The organism is Desulfocicer vacuolatum DSM 3385 (genome assembly GCF_900176365.1).
Taxonomy (GTDB): Bacteria; Desulfobacterota; Desulfobacteria; order Desulfobacterales; family Desulfobacteraceae; genus Desulfocicer; species Desulfocicer vacuolatum.
On sequence record NZ_FWXY01000033.1, the window covers coordinates 1 to 15,184 of the forward strand.

At 45.0% G+C, this 15,184-nt stretch carries 9 protein-coding genes; 8 read left to right on the forward strand and 1 reads right to left on the reverse strand.

The window, feature by feature from the left end; translation table 11 throughout:
• Positions 1–158: 158 nt before the first annotated feature.
• Positions 159–926 (reverse strand): 3-hydroxyacyl-CoA dehydrogenase, encoded by a 768-nt coding sequence (locus tag B9A32_RS19180; protein WP_084071582.1) that lies wholly within the window; start codon positions 924–926, stop codon positions 159–161.
• A gap of 576 nt (positions 927–1,502) precedes the next feature.
• Here B9A32_RS19180 and B9A32_RS19190 point away from each other — a divergent pair.
• The 8 genes from B9A32_RS19190 to B9A32_RS19225 all read left to right on the forward strand — a co-directional run bounded on the left by B9A32_RS19190 (position 1,503) and on the right by B9A32_RS19225 (position 14,976).
• A complete protein-coding gene (locus tag B9A32_RS19190; RefSeq protein WP_084071584.1) occupies positions 1,503–2,660 on the forward strand; it encodes an acyl-CoA dehydrogenase family protein in 1,158 nt (385 codons plus the stop codon).
• 18 nt (positions 2,661–2,678) lie between these two features.
• Entirely contained in the window at positions 2,679–3,839 is a 1,161-nt protein-coding gene (locus tag B9A32_RS19195) for an acyl-CoA dehydrogenase family protein (protein ID WP_084071585.1), read from the forward strand.
• 25 nt (positions 3,840–3,864) lie between these two features.
• Positions 3,865–4,728, forward strand: coding sequence for an enoyl-CoA hydratase/isomerase family protein (locus tag B9A32_RS19200; RefSeq protein ID WP_084071586.1), 864 nt, complete (start codon positions 3,865–3,867; stop codon positions 4,726–4,728).
• A gap of 153 nt (positions 4,729–4,881) precedes the next feature.
• Complete coding sequence (locus B9A32_RS19205) at positions 4,882–7,026, forward strand: sigma-54-dependent Fis family transcriptional regulator (protein WP_084071587.1); 2,145 nt, start codon at positions 4,882–4,884, stop codon at positions 7,024–7,026.
• Between the two features lie 655 nt (positions 7,027–7,681).
• Positions 7,682–9,331, forward strand: coding sequence for a class I adenylate-forming enzyme family protein (locus B9A32_RS19210; RefSeq protein WP_084071588.1), 1,650 nt, complete (start codon positions 7,682–7,684; stop codon positions 9,329–9,331).
• 116 nt (positions 9,332–9,447) lie between these two features.
• Positions 9,448–10,656 (forward strand): acetyl-CoA C-acetyltransferase, encoded by a 1,209-nt coding sequence (locus B9A32_RS19215; protein WP_084071589.1) that lies wholly within the window; start codon positions 9,448–9,450, stop codon positions 10,654–10,656.
• A gap of 158 nt (positions 10,657–10,814) precedes the next feature.
• Positions 10,815–12,962 carry a 3-hydroxyacyl-CoA dehydrogenase NAD-binding domain-containing protein gene (locus B9A32_RS19220; protein WP_084071590.1) on the forward strand — a complete coding sequence of 716 codons (2,148 nt, stop codon included), beginning with the start codon at positions 10,815–10,817 and terminating at the stop codon, positions 12,960–12,962.
• 217 nt (positions 12,963–13,179) lie between these two features.
• Entirely contained in the window at positions 13,180–14,976 is a 1,797-nt protein-coding gene (locus tag B9A32_RS19225; protein ID WP_084071591.1) for an acyl-CoA dehydrogenase, read from the forward strand.
• Positions 14,977–15,184: the final 208 nt, after the last annotated feature.

The window sequence follows — 15,184 nt, forward strand, 5'->3', positions numbered from 1 at the left end:
ATTGACCTCCTTTCGCATTTGTATGTTATGGGAATCATTATACCGCGAATGGTGATTCAACAAAACCTTTTTGGTTCTGGCTTGTCCAGGTTAGGATTCTTTTCTATCAGACCATGGCAGCTGACAAAAAAGAGAGCTAAGCACCAGACCCAACAGGGTTACCTGAATGAGAGTCGTACCGAGGCATCAAGACGGATGGTTTCACCGTTTAGCATGCTGTTTTCAATGATATGCTGGGCCAGGTGGGCAAATTCTTCGGGATAGCCCAGTCGTTTGGGGAAAGGCATCATATGAATCAAAGAGGCCTTTGCTTTTTCCGGAAGTCCCATGAGCATGGGGGTTTCAAAAAGTCCAGGGGCAACGGTCATGATACGGATACCGTAATCTGCAAATTCCCTGGCAATGGGAAGGGTCATACCTGAAACAGCTGCCTTGGAGGCAGAATAGGCTGCCTGGCCGATCTGTCCATCAAAGGCGGCCACGGATGCGGTGTTAATGATGACACCCTTTTCATCGTCTTCATTGGCTTGGTTTTCCACCATCCTTTCTGCGGCAAGGCGCACCACGTTCATGGTGCCTATGAGATTGATCTGGATAACCTGATTGAATTTTTCAATGGGCATGGTACCTTTTTTACTCAAAACCTTCATGGGCGTTCCCACACCAGCACAATTTACTGCCACATGAATGCCTTTGAATCGTTCCACTGTGAGATCCATGGCCTCTTTTACCGAGGCTTCGCTGGTAACATCTGTCTTGATAAACATCACCTGTTCTCCCAGCTCTTCCACCAGGGATGCTCCCCTTGTTTCATCCAGATCCAGAATGGCGGCTTTGCCTCCCAGTGCGACCATTTTTCTAACACTGGCTTCTCCCAGCCCCGATGCTCCGCCGGTTACAACAGCAACACATTCATTTACTTTCATTTTTAAACTCCTTTATTTTATGGCTGCAATATGAAACATGGTATGGGCTTTTGCAAAGTCTGTGCCAGGTATCTTAGGGATGCTCATGGGTTGACTAAGGACCGTATTATTTCAATATTTAAATGTATTAAAGCTTCTTGATGGATAGGCCTATGGTGTGAATTCTTTTGATGGCATTCTATCATATATGGTTAAACGATGTATTGCATATGATAGTCCTCTTAATTAAGTATCATATTAGGTAAATTTAAGAAGGAAAATTTTTAGCATCCATATATCCCATAAAAGACACCGAATATTAAAAAATAGAACCATGGCACCGCCAAAGGGGGATGGAGCAGATCCGGGAACATCGATGGCACTGTTTTTGCTTTGTTTGTCCTTACTTTTTATTAGAAAATAAAACTTCTGGGCAACCTCGGCAGAGCCCCCCCGATGGGCAATAGGAACCGGCCAATTGAGCCGTCTATGGTTCCGGGTCGGGACCATTATCATTATTTTGTTGTTATGGATCTGCTGCTGGCTTTAAGGGTTTTTTATTGATGCCGGTATTGCGGGAAAAAATGGAGATGGGAAATGTTTGAATTAAGCAAATCTCAAAAAGGGATTCAAAAAGCGGCCCTGGAGTTTGTAAAGGGCGAGTTGGACAAGGATCTGTCTTTTAAAATGGAAAAAGAAGGGAAATTTCCAGAGGAAATTTTACGCAAGGCAGCCGAACTTGGATTCCTTTGGGTCCATTTTGATGAAACATATCTGGGCGGCGGCATGGGCCAAGTGGAAAATTGTCTTATCACAGAAACCTTTTGCCGCAAAGACGCTACCATGGGTAAGGCGTTGAGCCTGGCTGGATATGCCTCTGAATGCCTGTTGCGCTTTGGTAATGATGGATTAAAGGAATTATATCTTCCCCGTCTCCTGGAGGGTGAGATTTTTTCAGCCGGATGTTTTTCAGAGCCGGGAATCGGTTTAAATTTTTTATCACACAAAACCGTTTCAATCAGGAAAGAGGGCAGGTGGGTTATTAATGGTGTCAAAAATAATGTGATGAACGCCATGGACGCCGGTTTTTATATTGTTCTTTGCAGGGATGGTGACCAAGAGACATCGGAAGATCCCTTTAACATGATACTGGTGGATGCCCAAAGCCATGGTGTTTCACCAAGGGATTCAGGACGAAAAATAGGCAACAATATGATCTCAACGGCCCAGGTGGCCTTTAACAACGTTTCCGTTCCAGAGACTTGTCTGCTGGGAAAGCCGGGAAAGGGGCTTGAGCAGCTGCGTCTGTTTTTCATTGAAAGCCACATTGCAAGTGCTGCCCAGGCAGTGGGAATTGCCCAGGGGGCCTTTGATCGAGCCCTTGATCATGTAAAACAACGGGAACAGTTTGGGAAAAAACTGGCCCGGTTCCAGGTGACCCGGAACAAACTTGCGGATATGGCCACAAGGATTGAGATGTCACGGCTCATGACCTATACGGTGGCAGCCAGATTTGACAAAGGGGATAAAAAGCTTGCTCACATTGCCGCCATGGCAAAGATGAACGCCTGCGAAACGGCCACGGCTGTTTGTGATGAAGCCATTCAGCTGTTGGGCGGATACGGGTATATGGGGGAGTCTGAAGTGGAAAGATTTTACAGGGATGCCAAGGCCACGGCACTTTTTGAACTCCCCGAAAGCTATCAGAAAGAGATCATCGCCAGCGAAATCATCGGTAAAATCCGGGCAAATTAAGAAAAGAGAGACAAAACCATGGAAATAATAAACTATACTGATGTACACCATGAATATCGACACCGTTTTAGATCTTTTTTGGAAACTGAGATCCTGCCCCATAAAAAAGAGTGGGACAATGCACAGCTGATCCCCAAAAAAATATGGAAAAAACTGGGGAAAAACGGTTTTTTATGTCCCACTGTTGAAACGGCCTATGGCGGCGCCGGTAATGATTTTTTGTATTCAGTGATGATAATAGAAGAGATCGCCCGGGTGAATTATCTGGGATTGTTCGCCTATCTCCACAGTGAGGTGGTGGTTCCCTATATCTCAGCCTATGCAACAGAGGCCCAGAAGCACAGCTATCTTCCCGGGTGTGTGGCAGGGGATATCATCACCGCTGTTGCCATGACAGAACCCGATGCCGGCAGTGACCTTGCATCCATGGTCACCACTGCTGTGGAACAGGATGATCACATTATAATCAACGGCAGCAAAACCTTTATATCCAACGGAGTTAACTGTGACCTCATTGTAGTTGCTGCCCGGGATCCCCAGGAGAAAAATCCCCACAAAGCCATTTCGCTCTTTCTGGTGGAAGCAGACACCCCTGGTCTTAAAAAGGGGGTTCAGTTTGAAAAGATGGGAATGCATAGTCAAGATACCACGGAGCTTTTTTTTAACAATTGCAAAATTCCTTTATCCAGTCGATTGGGACCCAAGGGAGCGGGGTTTAAATTGTTGATGAACAAGCTGCAGCAGGAACGACTGGTCTGTGCCGTCAGTGCTGTTGCCTGTTCTGAATTTTGTCTGGAGTGGACTGTAAATTATTTCAGACAGGCCCTTGCAGATAAGAGCCCCCTGGCAATGTCCCAGGCATCCCAGTTTGCACTGGCGGAAATGGTCACTGAACTTAAGATGAAAAAAGCCTTTGTAAATGGGCTTGTGGTCAGCCACATGGCCGGTGAAAACGTGATACTTGAAACCTCCATGGCAAAATTTTCAACAACGGATTCCGCCAAACGCATTGCCAGTCGCTGCATGAACCTGCTGGAAGAGATGGGGGGCGTTGAAGATGTGTGTCCCCTGGTGGATGCCTTTAATGATGTCAGGGTTCTTTCTATTTATGCCGGTACCAATGAGATCATGAAGCAGATTATTGCAAAGGAGTTGTTATCGTCACCAAAACCGTTTTGAAACCGACTCTAAAGGAAATAATGTGATGAGACCCTCTGAATTTAAAGATATTCGTTATGATAAAGATGAAACCACAGGTGTCGTTGTTGTGACCTTGAATCGGCCAGAAAGAAAAAATGCCCTCACCGCTTATTCGTTTCTTGAATTGTGGTGGGCCGCCGATACCTTTGGCAAAGATGATACGGCAACAGCCATGGTTCTCACCGGGAATGGTACAAATTCCAAAAAAGATCCCACCAAAGAACCCTTTTGCAGCGGGGGATATTTTAATTTTTCCCAAAACCCTCCTTTGGCCGACGATGCATGGCTGGATGAAGAGACCAAAGCCCAGATGGATTTGACGGATATTGCCCAGAAAAAATTGACCCTGAAAATGTGGGAGCTTGATAAACCTGTCATCGCCGCCATCAACGGGTATGCCGTGGGAGCCGGTTTTACTCTGCCTTTGTCATGTGCTGATCTTATCTATGCATCGGAGCATGCATGGGCTCAAATTCCCTTTGTCTCTTTGGGGATTATTCCGGAATTTGCCTCCAGCTATATCCTGCCTCGATTGATGGGATTTCAGCGGGCCAAAGAGATGATGTTTTTTGGTAAACCCATCCCGGCCCGGGAGTTGGCTGATATGGGCTTGATTAACCAGGTATTGCCACATGAAACGCTGATGGATCATGTAATGAAAAAAACCTGTGCACTGATCCCCCCCAATGGCGCGGGAATGGCTGTAAAATTGTGTAAACAGGCTATTCACAAGCCATTGCTCCACAATTTTTCAACGGCCCTTGACATTGAAAATAAGGGATTGAACAAGGTGCTTGTCACATGGGATTTCAAAGAAGCGGTGTTGGCGAGAATGGAACATAGATCTCCAGTATTCATTGGAAAGTGAGCTGTTGCCATCTGACGAAATCGTTTTTAACCGGGATAATATTAAAACTTTCTCAACAAGAATCATTTTTGAACATGTCTGTTTTTTTAATGTAAACGAAATTTTATTTTTTAAAAATCAAAGCGCTTTCTTGGCTGGTTTAGTCGGAGGCAGATGAAAAAGTTTAAGATTGAAGATGTTATGGTCCGTTCTTTTACGTCGGTTAGCCCTGGACAGAGCCTTAAAACCGTTGCAGAGATCATGCATAAAACAAAAATTGAAGATCTTCCAGTGACCAATGATGATGATAAATTGATTGGTGTTATAACAAAATCTTCCCTTTTGTGGGCCGTTTCCCAGGGCATGAGTTACGACACAAAGGTCCGTGATCTTATGGTTGACGATGCCACTAATGTGTATGAATGCATTGATTATGAAAATTTGGTGGATATCGTGCGCACGACAAAAATCGGTTCTGGGATCATCACTGATGCCGATGAAAAGCCCAAGGGAATTATCACTAAATCTTCATTTATGAGATCCATGTTCAAAAAGGAAAGTTATTTAAATGCCCAGTTAAATGTGATTTACCAGACCATGTACAATGGTCTTATCACTGTGGATTCCAAGAAACGTTTCCTTGGCATCAATCGGGCGGGTGAAAAAATATTGCATAAAGATAATAGTTCATTAAAGGGGGCGCTTCTTTCTGATTTTCTTCCTGGCCTGGACATCGACCGGGTGCTGATCCTTGGAAAGTCCCTTGTGGGAATTGAATATTTCCATGGGGATTTTAATTTCCTTTGTAATATTACTCCCATGGAGGAAAATGGTCAGATTATCGGGTGTGTTATTGTTTTTCAGGATATTACGGATCTTGTTCAGCAAATGTCGGAGTTAGAAAGTGTTACAAAACTATATCGAACCCTGAAGCTTATTATGGACAACGCCTATGACGGTATTGTGGTGGTGGATGATAAAAGTTATATTTCTCTTATAAATGATTCTGCAGCCCAGTTTTTTCGGAAAAATGAACAAGAAATTTTGAATCGTCCTGTGGAGGAATTGATAGCAGATTCCAAGGTCAGAGAGGTGGTAAAGACCGGTGTGCCGATTAAAAATAAGTTGCAGTTTATAGATGGGGTACCCTATGTTGTTTCCATTTTGCCCATATTAAGAAAAAATAGGGTTATCGGTGCCGTTTTCAAGATTCTCTTTCGACATCTTGATGAGGTGAAAGAACTTGCCGAAAAATTGGATCAGGCCGGAAAGCAACTTGCCTATTATAAGGACCGTGTCAAAGAAAAAAAAGATGATAAAATTATGCTCGATCATATCGTTACCGCAGATTCAGCCTTTAAAAAAATCAAGGAAGAGGCAGAAATTGCAGCACGGGGGGCATCCAATATTCTGATCACCGGAGAGAGTGGTACCGGGAAAGAGCTTTTAGCCCAAGCCATTCACTGTGCAAGTCCTTTTGCAAAGGGACCTCTTGTGAAAGTTAATTGTGCAGCCATTCCCGAAAATCTTTTGGAGTCGGAATTTTTTGGCTATGCACCAGGAGCCTTCACCGGTGCTGAAAAAAATGGAAAACAGGGAAAGTTGATGGTTGCCCAGGGCGGTTCCCTTTTTCTGGATGAAATCGGAGATATGTCACTCAGTCTTCAAAGTAAATTGTTGCGGGTGCTTCAGGAAAGGAGCTTTGAACCTGTGGGCTCCAACAAAACAGTGAAGATCAATATTAGGGTCATTGCCGCCACAAACCAGAACCTGGAAAAACTTGTGGAAGATGGGAAATTTCGAACCGATCTTTTTTATCGCCTTAATGTTGTGGGGTTTCACATTCCACCATTGCGTCACAGGAGTTATGATGTCAATCTGTTGACCCACTTTTTTCTGGAAAAATACAATAAAATATTCGGGGTTCATATCAAGAAAATTTCCACAGAAGCATGTGAAATACTTCACAGACACAATTGGCCGGGCAACGTTCGAGAATTGGAGAATGTCATCGAACGGGCCATCAATTTTGCAAAGGGAGATGTTCTTGACAATGATATACTCCCTCCCTATTTAAAAGAACCTAACAAAACTTTTATCAAATCCAGTCCTGTTGATTCTTTGCAGAACAAAACGGCATTGCTTCCTAAGAAATTGGTTTCAAAAAGAAAACAATATGAAATTGAAGAGATTCTGGCCGCCATTCAGAATACTGGTGGGAATAAGGCAAAAGCTGCCAAATTACTGGGAATCAGCCGATCCTGGATGTATGAAAAATTGGCCCGTTTTGCCATGGAAGGCTCTTGCCCGGGGCAGTGACATCTTCCCCTTGTTTTTCATTTGTTTTCTCTCTTTTGATTATGAGTTTGCTCGTTATTTTCAAAAACATCAACTGTTTCTCCCGCCCTTCTTATTTACTCAACTTTCGGTGTTCGCATTTCGTGGTGGGGTCAGGCTTTCGTTATTGACATTATCGAGGCTTTTTTCGTTGGCAAAGGCCTTGGTCGATAACATCAATAACAAAAGCCTGACCCCGTCGGCACACTGAGCCCATCGGTACATTTAAAAATACCGGCTTTGAAATGAAGCCCGAAAGTTGAGTTATTAATTTACAATTTATCAAATTTGGATTGCTGCGTTCCACAGATGCCATCAGGGTCAACGGTAAATGGAAAACTACGGACTCTTTTGTGTCCGGTATTCAGGACATGTCCGGTATTTCCGGATTTTTATTTGTGTCCGGCCGGACACCGGACATCTTTTTAAAAAGGCGATTAACTGCCTGTTATTTATTGATTTATAGCGTATTTGATCATGTTGGCACGCCTGTTGCTGTATATGATGGATGAAGATCAAATAATGAAATACCATTTTTTGATTTCAGGGTGTTCGCTTCTGGGAAATACCACGGTGCACTATTGTGAAAAAGATAAAATCCCAGCATTGACTATGTACTAAACGATAAGGAGTTAAAGTGATTCTTGCATCATCGAAAAACATCAAAAAATACACTGACATGGGTATTTATAATGAAGAAACGCTCATCGACTGCTTTAAAAAGAATGTTATGGCCAATCCCCATGGGGAATGTCTGGTGGATCCTCCCAATAGAAAATCCCTGAACGGCTATGATCCAGAACGGTTGACCTACGAGGCCTTTGACAGGGCCGTGGATGCAACGGCGGAAGCTTTGGTTGAAAAGGGTATTGAAAAGGATGATGTCATTATGGTCCAGCTTCCCAATTCATGGGAACTTGCCATGCTTTATCTGGCCATTGCCAGAACCGGTGCCATCATCACCCCTTCCCCTGTGATGTGGCGAAAGGCTGAGCTTGAATATATTGCCCGGCAAACCGATGCAAAGGCATTTATCACCCTTGAAATTTTCAATAAATTTAATCATTACGAGATGGGAAAGGTGTTGCAGGCGGACAACCCCTCTTTGGAATTTCTTTTTTCCCTGGAAGATATCCGAACAATGGCAAAGGGTCCGGTGACCGGGAAATTGGATGATATAAGGATTAATGCCAATGATATCTTCACCATCTGTTGGACATCGGGTACGGAAGCAAAACCTAAGGGCTGTCCCTTGAGTCATAATAATTGGAAGGGAACATTTTGGATCCAGGATACAGCGGGATTTAAGGCGGGAGACATATTTCTTACGGCAGGCCCCCTTGTTAATCTGGGGGCGGTGGGTACGGCCATGATTCCATGGATCATCGTAGGCGGTAAGCTGGTGTTGCATCATCCCTTTGATCCCGCAGTTTTCATCAAGCAGATTATAGCGGAAAAGCCCAATTATACCTTGCTTGTGCCTGCCATTATCAACGCCATTGTAAAACATCCCAGGGTGGATGATTTTGATTTCAGTTCATTGAGACGAATCACCGTGGGATCTGCGCCCCCTTCCATTCTCAGCATGCGGGAATTCAAACGGCGATGGGATGTGGAAATCGGTAATATCTGGGGACAGAACGAAGGAACAGGAATTATTTCCGGGTTGGAAGATACACCGGAGATGGAAAAGCGGGTGGACCATTTCCCACGTTTTGGCGCCCCTGATGTTGCTTGGTATTCCCGGGCCGCCAACTGTACGAAGATAAAAATTATCGATGCCGATGGAAAAGAATTGACCAAGGTCGGTGAAATCGGAGAGCTTGTGTACAAAGGCCCTGGGGTGATGGCCGGATATTATAAAAATCCGGAAGTGACTCGAAACAGTTTCACGGAAGATGGCTTTTTCAAAAGTGGCGATCAGTTCAAAATTCGGGAAGGAAACTATATTTCATTTTATGAAAGAGAGAAGGATATAATCATCCGGGGTGGATTCAATATCAGTTCCCAAGAAATTGAAAATTACCTTCTTTTGTACCCAAAAATTCAGGATGCGGCCGTTGTCAGCATGCCCGATGAGGTACTTGGCGAAAGAATGTGTGTCTATGTGGTTCCAAGTCCTGGAGAAAACGTTTCTTTGGAAGAGATCGTTGCCCATCTTTCAGAAAATGGAATTGCAAAATACAAATATCCTGAAAGGGTCGAGATCATAGATACCTTGCCAAGAAATCCAGTGGGGAAACTTTTGAAAAAAGAGCTTCGAAACGACATTAGAAGTAAAATGTAATGACCCGGTGTCAGCTGATATTGAATGCTCTGCATCAATGTTTACCAGATTTATAAGACAAAACATCCATAGCAAAGTTACCTGGGACATTTGCAAAAATTAGAAAAGGAAAACAAATGAGTATACCAGCATTTATATACGATGCCGTACGTACCCCGCGCGGCAAGGGAAAAAAAGACGGATCACTGCACGAAGTAAAACCGGTGGATCTCATGGCAGGATTGCTTCAGGGGCTGCAAAAAAGACACGATCTGGATACGTCCAGGGTGGATGACTTTATTATGGGATGTGTGGTGCCCGTGGGTGAGCAGGGTACAAATATGGCAAAAATTGCCCCCATGGTCGCTGGTTGGGACCAAGGAATTTGTGGTATGCAGCTGGATCGCTATTGCGCATCGGCTCTGGAGGCTGTGGGCCTTGCTGTGGTCAAGGTGATGGCTGGATGGGAGGAGCTTGTGGTTGCTGGGGGTGTGGAGTCCATGTCCCGGGTAAAAATGGGGTCGGCCGGTGGGCCATGGTCCGATGATCCGGCGACTTCCATCGCCAGTGGATTTATTCCCCAGGGCATTGGGGCTGATCTTATTGCCTCCCTGGAGAAATTTTCCCGGGAAGATGTGGATCAATTTGCACTGGAATCCCAGAAAAAAGCTGTGGTAGCCCGGGACAATGGTCTCTTTGATCAATCCGTCATCCCGGTCACCGATGAAAACGGGTTGACGATCCTTGCCCGGGACGAGTTTATCAAGCCCAACACAACCATGGAGGGACTGGCACGGCTTAAGCCCTCTTTTGCCCTGCCCGGCAAGCTGGGGTTTGATAATGTTGCCCTGGCAAAATATCCCAGACTTCAACGGATCAACCATGTTCATCATGCGGGTAATTCCTCAGGTATCGTGGACGGAGCATCTGCTGTTCTCATTGGCAACGAACAGGTGGGAAAAGATTTGGGGTTGACTCCCAAGGGGCGTGTGGTTGCAACCACCGTGGTGGGAAGTGAACCCACCATCATGTTGACTGGACCCATTGTAGCCACCAAGAAGGTGCTGAAAATAGCTGGAATGACAATGGATGACATTGATCTGGTGGAGGTGAACGAGGCCTTTGCCGCTGTACCCATGAAGTTCCAAAGAGATATGAATGTTCCCTGGGAAAAAATAAATGTCAATGGCGGTGCCATTGCCATGGGACATCCCTTGGGGGCCACCGGGGCCATGCTGTTGAGTACGCTTCTGGATGAACTGGAAAATCGATCTTTAAAATACGGTTTGGTCACATTGTGTGCCGGTGCGGGAATTGGAATTGCAGGAATCATTGAGCGGGTATGAGTAAAATTGAAAAATTTACAGGTTTTTTCCAAAAAATTTTGAAAAACAAACTGGACAGGTCATGAGGTTACCCGGGGAGACGTTTCCAAATTGTCATGGGGTAGTTTGTTCTCTTATTTGTCTGGAAAATCTTAAAATATAAGGAAATGTGAATGGCGATGAATGGTTTTACATTTGAAAAAGATGCAGAGAAAATAGTTACCATTACCATGGACATGGCAGGCCCGGTCAACGCCATGAATGATGAGTTTCTCCAATTGATGCATGAAACGATGGAACAATTGGAGAAAGAGAAAGAGGATATTGCCGGCGTTATAATCACTTCTGGAAAAAAGACATTTTTTGCCGGTGGAGATCTTAATAAACTTCTTTCTTTTCAAAAGGGAGAGGAAGAGGCGATATTCAATTTTATAGAAAAAAACAAGTCCTACCTCAGGCGGTTGGAGCTGCTGGGGTGCCCTGTTGTGGCAGCCGTCAACGGCGCCGCTCTGGGGGGCGGTTGCGAAATTGCCCTTGCCTGTCATCACAGGGTTGTTATTGATGATTCTGCCATACGCATTGGTATGCCGGAAGTGACATTGGGATTGCTGCCCGGTGCTGGCGGGGTGGTGCGAACTGTGAGAATGGTGGGTTTGGAAAAAGCTTTACCGATCCTCATGGAGGGCAAAAAAATGGCACCCGGTAAGGCAATGAGCCTGGGACTTGTGGATGAGCTGGCAGCTGATGCTGATGAGATGATGAAAAAAGCCAGGGCGTGGATCAAGGACAATCCCCAGGCAAAACAGCCCTGGGATATCAAGGGATATCGGATTCCCGGGGGGGATGCTAACAAGCCCAACATTGTCCAGATCCTGCAGATGGCACCAGGGATGCTTTATCAGAAAACCCGGGGCAACATGCCGGCTCCAGAAGGTATTTTGGCCGTAGCTGCTGAAAGCCTGCGCGTGGATTTTGATACAGCCCTTAGAATCGAAAGTCGCAAGTTGACACATCTTGTGCTGACACCGGTGGCAAAAAATTTGATTACCACTTTTTTCTTTCAGATGAATGCTTTAAATGCCGGTGGCAGTCGTCCCCGTGGTGTGGAAAAAAGTAAAGTCAGTAAAATCGGTGTTCTGGGGGCCGGAATGATGGGGCAGGGCCTTGCCTATGTTTCTGCCATGGCGGGAATTGAGGTGGTTCTGAAGGACATCAGCATGGCGGCTGCTGAAAAGGGAAAAGCCTATTCAGACAAACTGCTTTCCAAAGCCATTAAACGGGGAAAAATGGATGCGGCCGGTAAGCAGGTCATTTTAGATCGAATTACCCCCAGCGTCGAAGACCATGATCTGGATGGTTGCGATTTGATCATTGAGGCGGTGTTTGAAAACATGGAATTGAAACACAAGGTAATCCGGGCAACGGAACCTTATCTTGTTCAAGGGGGGATATATGCCTCAAATACCTCCACTTTACCCATTACAGAACTTGCCGGGGCTTCTGAAAAAGCGGAAAATTTTATTGGCCTTCATTTCTTTTCTCCCGTGGACAAAATGCCCCTGGTTGAGATTATCACCGGTAAAAACACCAGTGATGAAACTCTTGCCAGAGGATTTGATTTTACCCAGCAGATCCGCAAGATTCCCATTGTGGTAAACGATGCCAGGGGGTTTTTCACCTCCAGGGTGTTTGGGACATTTATTGATGAAGGGTGTCGCATGGTTAAAGAAGGGGTGGATCCCGTTTTGGTGGATGCCATGGGACGCCAGGTGGGTATGCCTGTAGGCCCTTTGACCGTCCACGATGAAGTGGCCCAGGAATTGACTTTGAAAGTTTCTGAAACGAACCAAGAGCTTGATCAGACACTTCATGGTAATTTTTGTGCCATTAATCCGATCATGGATGAGATGTCCCGGCTCTTGGTAAAGGAGTACAAGCGGGGTGGACGGATCCATGGCGGCGGCTGGTATGATTATCATGACAACGGAGAAAAAGAAATTTGGCCCCGCCTTTACGATCTTTTTCATAAACCCGATGTAAAACTACCTCGCCAGGACATGCTGGACAGACTTTTGTTTCGTCAGAGCATTGAATCAATTCGCTGTTATGAAGAGGGTGTGTTTAACGCTGTGCAGGACGGTAACATCGGATCCATAATGGGCATTGGATTTCCCCCCTATACCGGAGGGGTCCTGCAATACATCAACACCTACGGTGTAAAGGAATTTGCCAGTCGTGCAATGGTTCTTGCCGAGAAATACGGTGAACGTTTTACCCCTCCGACATTATTGATGGAAAAAGCAGAAAAAGGGTTATTGTTTCAATAATAGGCAGGAGATAAATACCATCGGCTCCAGGGCATCCACAGGTGCACCTGAATACAAAATAAGGGGTTGATCATAAGCTGGGCCACTATACATGAGATAATATTTTACTATCTACAAGAGCTTGTAATTATAAGTATTAATTTTTACCGCCAAAATTTTATCACAAAATGGCCGACGTTATGGCCAAGCCCCGAAATAAAGAATAGATGAGGAATTTATGTTAACTAAAATTGCGGATCAGAGGGATATTGATTTTGTTCTTTATGAACAGCTTGGAATTGAATCGCTGTTAACTTCGAAAAAATATCAAGACTTCAATAAAAAGATGTTCGATATGGTGCTGAAAGAAGCCAAAAACATATCAGTAAAAGAATTTCTTCCTGCATGCGCGGAGTGCGATAAGGTGGGGGTAACATTTAAAGATAATATGGTCACCGTACCGGACTGTTTGCGAAAACCCCATCATCTTCTATTTAAAGGAGAGTGGGGGGCCTTGACCGAAGACCCTGAATACGGTGGTCAAGGCCTGCCTTTTACCATTGCCCAGGCGGCAATGGAATATATAACCGCTGCCAACCAGATTTTGGTTTCATATATTTGGTTGGGGCATGGGGCCGGAAAAATGATCGAGCTTTCGGGAACCCAGAAACAAAAAGATCTGTTTGTGGAAAAATTATATACCGGTGAATGGGGCGGCAGCATGCTCCTCACCGAGCCCGAGGCAGGTTCTGATGTAGGGGCATTAACCACCTCGGCAAAGAAAATGGATGACGGAACTTACGAGCTCACAGGGAACAAGATTTTTATCACCAACGGGGAACAGAACCTGACAGATAATATCATTCATCCGGTACTGGCCAGGATAGAGGGGGCTCCCCAGGGAACAAAAGGTATATCTTTGTTCATTGTACCCAAGATATGGGTCAATGATGACGGATCATTAGGTGAGCATAACGATGTGCTTTGTACCGGTGTGGAAGAAAAAATGGGGCTCCACGGCAGTCCCACCTGTTCTCTTTCCCTGGGCAGTCGGGGAAAATGTCGAGGATTATTACTGGGTGAGGCCAACAAAGGCATGGAGATCATGTTTCATATGATGAATGAAGTGAGGTTGGAAGTGGGCACCCAGGGGTTTACATCCGGTTCCCTTGCTTATCTTTGTGCCTTGGACCATGCAAAACAGAGACGACAGGGACGAAGTATAGAAAAAGTTGGCGATGAGGAGGCAGCCCAGGTTCCCATCATTCAGCATCCAGATGTGAGACGAATGCTGCTTCGAATGAAATCATATGTGGAAGGCATGAGAAGCCTGATTTATTACACAGCCTTTTGCATGGATAAAAAAGAGTTAGCTGACAATGATGAGGAGAGAGATCGTCAATCAAAACTCGTAGAGATCCTGACACCTGTGGTTAAAGCCTATTCAACGGAAAAAGGATTTGATGTTTGTGTGGAGGCCATGCAGGTTTTGGGTGGATATGGATATACCCGGGAATACCCTGTCGAGCAGATTTTAAGGGATTGCAAAATTGCTTCAATTTATGAAGGATCAAACGGTATCCAGGCCATGGATTTTTTGGGGCGGAAACTATTCGGCAATAAAGGGAAGGCTCTGGATTGTCTGGTTAAAGAAATGAAAGAGTGTGTGGCGGTTGCAAAAGAACACAAAGCCATCAAAGATTTGGCTACAGATGTGGAAAAAGCCGTGGACAAATTGGAAGAAATTTGCAGAAACACCATGGGCGTAATCATGTCAAGGCAGATGCCGTCAGCATTTGCTTCGGCCCATCCCCTTCTTGATGTCACAGGGGATGTGATTGTGGCGTGGATGCATCTTTGGAGAGCCACACTGGCACAAACCCGACTGGATTCCAAAGACAGGATTTTCTATCAAGGTAAAATCACCACCGCACAATTTTTTATCAAGACGATTTTACCGGTGGCCATGGGAAAACTTGATGCTGTGACCTATGAAGAGAATCCAGCTGTTATTATGGAAGAAGGTGCTTTTTAGGCTGGTTGTTTACGATTTTAAATCAACATAACCATAGGCGGCTGTCCAAAAATCAATGAACGTTGCGGAATTTTTGCCAATATGACCAAGGCCCCCCTCTATTGTGTGCCTTGGTCATATTGTATGGCATTTTGTAACTATAAAGCTTTTTGTACAGCCTTATACTCCTTGAAAAATTAAACACCTGAGTTGCGCCTGGAATGGATAT